At 48.8% G+C, this 5,724-nt stretch carries 4 protein-coding genes; 1 reads left to right on the plus strand and 3 read right to left on the minus strand.

Annotated features, from left to right (window positions below; genetic code table 11):
* Positions 1-1,702: methyl-accepting chemotaxis protein (locus ABYB02_RS13870; protein ID WP_372763013.1), on the minus strand; the 1,702-nt coding region annotated here is incomplete at its 3' end.
* A 108-nt stretch (positions 1,703-1,810) separates the two neighbouring features.
* On the opposite strand from ABYB02_RS13870, the gene ABYB02_RS13875 reads away from it, so the two are divergent.
* The gene (locus tag ABYB02_RS13875) at positions 1,811-2,581 is read left to right on the plus strand and encodes an NADP-binding protein (RefSeq protein WP_372763014.1); all 771 of its coding nucleotides are present in this window, start codon (positions 1,811-1,813) and stop codon (positions 2,579-2,581) included.
* Between the two features lie 20 nt (positions 2,582-2,601).
* Here ABYB02_RS13875 and hutH read toward each other — a convergent pair whose 3' ends face one another.
* The gene (hutH, locus tag ABYB02_RS13880; RefSeq protein WP_372763015.1) at positions 2,602-4,152 is read right to left on the minus strand and encodes a histidine ammonia-lyase; all 1,551 of its coding nucleotides are present in this window, start codon (positions 4,150-4,152) and stop codon (positions 2,602-2,604) included.
* 2 nt (positions 4,153-4,154) lie between these two features.
* A partial coding sequence (hutU, locus tag ABYB02_RS13885) for a urocanate hydratase (RefSeq protein ID WP_372763016.1) occupies positions 4,155-5,724 on the minus strand: 1,570 nt, incomplete at its 5' end.

A 5,724-nucleotide genomic window follows, 5' to 3' on the forward strand; every position in this document is an offset into this window, starting at 1 on the left:
GTCGGGTGATCATATTCCGAATATCGTCGGTTGACTCTTGTGTACGGCTCGCCAGCGAGCGCACCTCGTCGGCCACCACCGCAAAGCCTCGACCATGCTCGCCAGCACGAGCCGCTTCTATGGCGGCATTGAGCGCCAGTAAGTTGGTTTGTTCGGCAATGGAGTTAATTACATCAACCAGCGCGCCAATGTTATTACTTTCTTGTTCAAGCCCCGCCACCACGTTAGACGCTTCGCCTATATGCTTGGCCAGTGCTGTCATCACGGTTTGTGCTTGCGTTGAACGCGATGAGCCCGCAGCGGTAATCGCTTGAACTTCTTCGGCAGCATTATTAGTTTGTTGTGCGTTGCGGGAAATTTCCAGTACCGTACTGGCCATTTCGGTGACCGCCGCGCTGACGCTATCTACTTGCTGCTTTTCTTGTTGAATCTCTGAGTTTGTTTGTTGCGATACGGCTTTGAGCTGATTCGCGGCTTTGCTGAGTTGTTCAGCTTTAGCGGCGGTGGCTAGCATCATCACATGAAGCTTATCAATAAAGGTATTCATATGATTAGCCAATTGCCCCACTTCATCAGTGCTATTAATATTAATTTTTTGCGTTAAATCACCTTCACCCGAAGCAATATCACGCATTATCTGTGTGAGCGTGGTGATGGGTTTCGCGATCAAATGGGTGGCCCATAAAATCATCACTAAAATAATCAGTAAAATAATGACCACGGCTGTGCTGGTGGTGGTCACCGCTGCATTCACTGGGGCCTCAATCATGCTGTTAGGGACCAGTAAACCCACATACCAATCTAGGTAGGGCTGCTCTAATTGCAAGCGGTGATACACCACATAAAACTGCTCGCCTTTAAAGGTTACTTCATGACTGCCATTGAGGTTAGTACGCATTGCGGTATTAAGGTCACTAAATCCTGAGGTGTTGCTAAATTGCTGCTCTAACGCATCGAGTCCATCTTTACCGTTAGGGCCTTCATCGGTGGTAGAGAGTTTATGCCCTGACGCTTTGGAAAAGTGCACCACCTTTTGTTCGCTATCAAGTAAAAAGCCATAGCCTTGGTCGTTAAAGCGAATATTTTCGACCATGTCGTTAATTTTGTTCAGTTGTAAGTCAACACCGCCGACGCCCACCAGTTTACGCTGGGCGTTATAGACAGGTTGCTGCACCACGGCGGAGGCATCGCCGGTGGTTAAATCGACCGAAATAGGGCCCACATACAGCTTGTTAATTTGCATCGCTTCTTGCCACCAACCGCGTTTATAAGCGTAATACGGTTCGCCATTGTAATAAGCGGTGCGTTCATTTTCTTTAAAGTACTCACCGGTGATTGCTGAGGCAAAAAAAGCCGATAAGATATTTTCATCATTGGCGCTGATGCGTACAAAGTCTTGATTTATTGCCGCATAGCCGGGCACATTCTCTATAGGTTGATCACGCAGCTGCCAGGCGTCAAAAAAATTAACTAAATGTGGATTATTAATAAAGGTGGCCACCACTTTGCCGTATTGGGCAAAGTAGCTTTGCATAGAGAGTTGCTCGCTTTGCAGGTAGCTTTGCGCTTCACGCTCTATGTTTACTCGGGATAACGTGGCAATATGGTTAACAAAAAAAGTGGAGGCAATAATTAGTAAAATAGTAATTGTTCCACCAATCAATAATAATATTTTCTTCCGTAATGATAAATTATTTAGCATAAGTGCACATTTTGTTATTGTTTTAGTAACAGATATCTAAGCATATTTTGCTGATGATCTCTACGAAACACGATAATAATTGTTTATTTAATTAAAGGGCGAACGGCAGTGGATAAAAACAGCAATAATTTAGTGGTGCTTGGCGCTGGCTGGTTAGGACGTGCTTTATGTTTAAATGCCCAACAAGCCGGCTGGCAAGTCCAAGGGACGCACCGTAGTACGCAGCATGAATACGACTTTGAACGACAATTTGTGCTGGAAAATGGCCAGTTAAGCCATCAACTCGATTTACAAAATGCGTATTGGGTGTGTGCCATTCCTCCGCGCAGTCGTGATCGCGACAGTAATTACCCGGGCACCTTAACGGCGGCGCTTAAGTTAGCCACCCAGCTACATGCCAAGGGCGTATTACTCTGTTCATCAACCGGCGTGTATGACCAAGCGCCAGGTGTATATAGTGAAAGCAGCGCGATACACGTTAGCAATGAACGCCAAACTAGGCTGTATGATGCAGAGCAGCAAGTACTGGCGGTAGGGGGTAAAGTACTGCGTTTAGCTGGATTAGTGGGGCCAAATAGAGAGCCAGGCCGCTTTGTGGCAGGTAAAGAGCTCAACACTTCGAGTCAGCAAGTGGTTAATATGGTGCACCAACAAGATGTTATTAACGCGATATTTGCCGTTATTAGCCATTGGCAGCAAGGACAAAGCATTTACAATGTGGTTAACCCTTTGCATCCAACCAAAGCCGAGTATTACGCCGAAAAGTGCACACTTAATGGCGGCGAAATGCCACGTTTTAGCAGTGATGAAGTGGCTGAGCGCAAAGTGCTTGGCTCAGCCATTGAGGCGCTTGGATTTAGCTACCAACATGGTATTTAATCCCCGCGCAATTACACTGATTACTGCGTTGCCGAGGGCTGATAAGAAGGCAGCGGGTTGTTACTGAGCAACGAGCATAATTGCCCTTGGCTGAGTAGCGTATTAGCTGCTTCGATATCGGGGGCAAAATAGCGGTCTTTGTCGTAATAACTGACATGCTCGCGTAACAACAGCATAGCCGCTACAACTTTATCTGCTGCTTGCAATGGTTTTCTAAATTCAAGCCCTTGTGCAGCGGCGAGCCATTCGACGGCGAGTACCCCTTGCGTATTGTCGGCCATGTCACGCAAACGTCTTGCCGCAAAGGTCGCCATAGACACATGATCTTCTTGATTTGCCGAAGTGGGCAAACTGTCGACCGACGCGGGATGCGCCAACGATTTGTTTTCTGACGCCAGTGCCGCCGCGGTCACTTGCGCTATCATAAAGCCCGAATTAACGCCGCCATGTTCCACTAAAAAGGGCGGCAGTTTCGACAGGCTGGAATCAATTAATAACGCCATTCGGCGCTCGGCCAGCGCACCAATTTCGGCAATTGCCAGCGCTAAGTTGTCGGCTGCCATCGCCACTGGCTCAGCATGAAAGTTACCGCCAGAGATAATATCGCCGACATCGGCAAACACCAGTGGGTTATCGGTAACGCCATTCGCTTCGCACAATAACACCTCTGCGGCTTGGCGTATTTGCGTTAAACACGCGCCTAATACTTGTGGTTGGCAGCGTAGCGAATAGGGATCTTGTACTTTTTCGCAGTTAACGTGCGCTTCACTAATTTCTGACTGTGGGCTGAGCAACTCTCTAAACACCGCAGCGGTGTCTATTTGTCCGCGTTGGCCGCGAATGTCATGAATGCGCGCATCAAAAGGGGCACGACTGCCCATCGCTGCTTCAATACTCATAGCGCCTATCGCACAGCTTTGTGCGTATAGCTGTTCGGCTCTAAACAACCCTTGTAGCGCAAATGCGGTAGACGCTTGGGTGCCATTTAACAGTGCCAGTCCTTCTTTAGCCGCCAGTGTCAGTGGCTCAAGTCCGGCTATTTTTAACCCTTGCGCGGCGCTTATGATATTACCTTGATGACGCATTTCCCCTTCGCCTAATAAGGGTAAGCACATGTGGGCAAGGGGGGCTAAATCGCCAGAGGCGCCCACCGAGCCTTTTTTAGGCACACAAGGGTACACTTGGCTATTAAGCAATTGTATAAAAAACTCAATAACTTGTAAGCGAATGCCGGAAAAACCACGCGACAGCGAATTTACTTTTAGCGTGATCATCAATCTAACGGTGCTGTCATCCATATACTCGCCGATGCCTGCGGCATGAGAAAGTACAATAGAGCGCTGTAATAGCTCGAGTTCGCTGTTGGCAATTTTTGTGTTGGCTAATAAGCCAAAACCGGTATTAATGCCATACACAGTGCGCTGTTGTTTAATCACGTTTTGTACGGTTTGCGCGCTGGCAGCAATTTGCGACGCGGCCTCATCGGCTAAGCGTAACTTGATGGCACTGTTATTAATGTTACGCAGCGTCATTAAGTCGAGTGAGCCTGGGGTAAGCGTAAGTTCAAACATGATTATTCCTCGTTCAGCATGGGTAGGTCTAGGTTTTGTTGTTTAGCGCATTGCTTCGCTATGTCGTATCCGGCGTCGGCATGACGCATTACGCCGGTGGCAGGGTCATTCCATAGTACACGGCCAATGCGTGCAGCGGCTTCATCACTGCCGTCGGCCACAATCACCACGCCGGCATGTTGACTAAAGCCCATGCCTACACCGCCACCATGATGCAACGATACCCAAGTAGCGCCACTGGCAGTATTGAGCAACGCATTCAATAATGGCCAATCAGAAACCGCATCAGAGCCATCTAGCATGGCTTCGGTTTCACGATTGGGGCTGGCCACTGAGCCTGAGTCAAGGTGGTCGCGGCCAATCACTACGGGCGCCGATAACTCGCCACTGTTAACCATTTCGTTAAAGGCCAGTGCTAACCGAGCTCGATCTTTTAATCCTACCCAGCAAATACGTGCGGGTAATCCTTGAAATTGAATACGCTCGCGAGCCATATCTAACCAATTATGCAACTCTGGATTGTCGGGGATCAGTTCTTTCACTTTGGCGTCGGTTTTATAAATATCTTCTGGGTCGCCAGACAGTGCTACCCAACGAAATGGGCCAATGCCCTGACAAAATAACGGGCGAATATAAGCGGGTACAAACCCTGGAAAATCAAACGCGTTACTCACGCCCTGTTCAAAGGCCATTTGTCGAATGTTATTACCGTAATCGGTGGTCGCGGCACCGGCTTTTTGCAGTGCCAGCATCGCGGTTACTTGAACTGCCATTGACTGCTTAGCTGCGAGCACTACCGCCTCGGGGTCTTGTTCACGCATGCTTGCTGCATGTTGCAGTGTCCAGCCTTGCGGTAAATAGCCATTAAGGGGATCGTGTGCCGATGTTTGATCGGTAACGATATCCGGCGTTACTCCAGCACTGACCAGCTCACTAAATACATCTGCGGCATTGCCAAGTAAACCAACAGACAGTGCCTGTCCCTTTTGACAAGCGCTAGTGACCAATTGCAAGGCGTGCTGCAAATCATTGGCTTTAACATCGAGGTAGCCAGTTTTAATCCGAAAATCAATACGGGTTTCATCACATTCCACCACTAAGGCACTAAAACCTGCCATGGTCGCTGCCAGCGGTTGTGCGCCACCCATGCCACCTAGGCCGCCGGTTAACACCCATTTACCAGCGGCTGCGCCTGCAAAATGTTGTTTAGCCATGGCGACAAAGGTTTCGTAGGTGCCTTGGACTATGCCTTGCGAGCCGATGTAAATCCATGAACCGGCGGTCATTTGCCCGTACATCATCAAGCCCTTTTTATCCAACTCGTTAAAATGTTGCCAATTAGCCCAATGCGGCACCAAATTAGAATTGGCGATCAGTACACGAGGGGCATTACTGTGCGTTTTAAACACGCCAACCGGTTTGCCCGATTGCACCAATAAGGTTTCGTCATCTTCGAGCCTGTCGAGGGTGGCGATGATTTTGTCATAACTAGGCCAATCACGCGCGGCTCGGCCAATGCCGCCATACACCACAAGCGCATGTGGATGCTCGGCAACATCGGGATCTAAATTA

The sequence above is a fragment of the Pseudoalteromonas sp. genome, from assembly GCF_041613455.1.
GTDB lineage: Bacteria > Pseudomonadota > Gammaproteobacteria > Enterobacterales > Alteromonadaceae > Pseudoalteromonas.

Coding starts and splice junctions, on each gene's coding strand:
- hutH (WP_372763015.1), bottom strand. CDS start 4,152: ATGTTTGAACTTACGCTTACCCCAGGCTCACTCGACTTAATGACGCTG.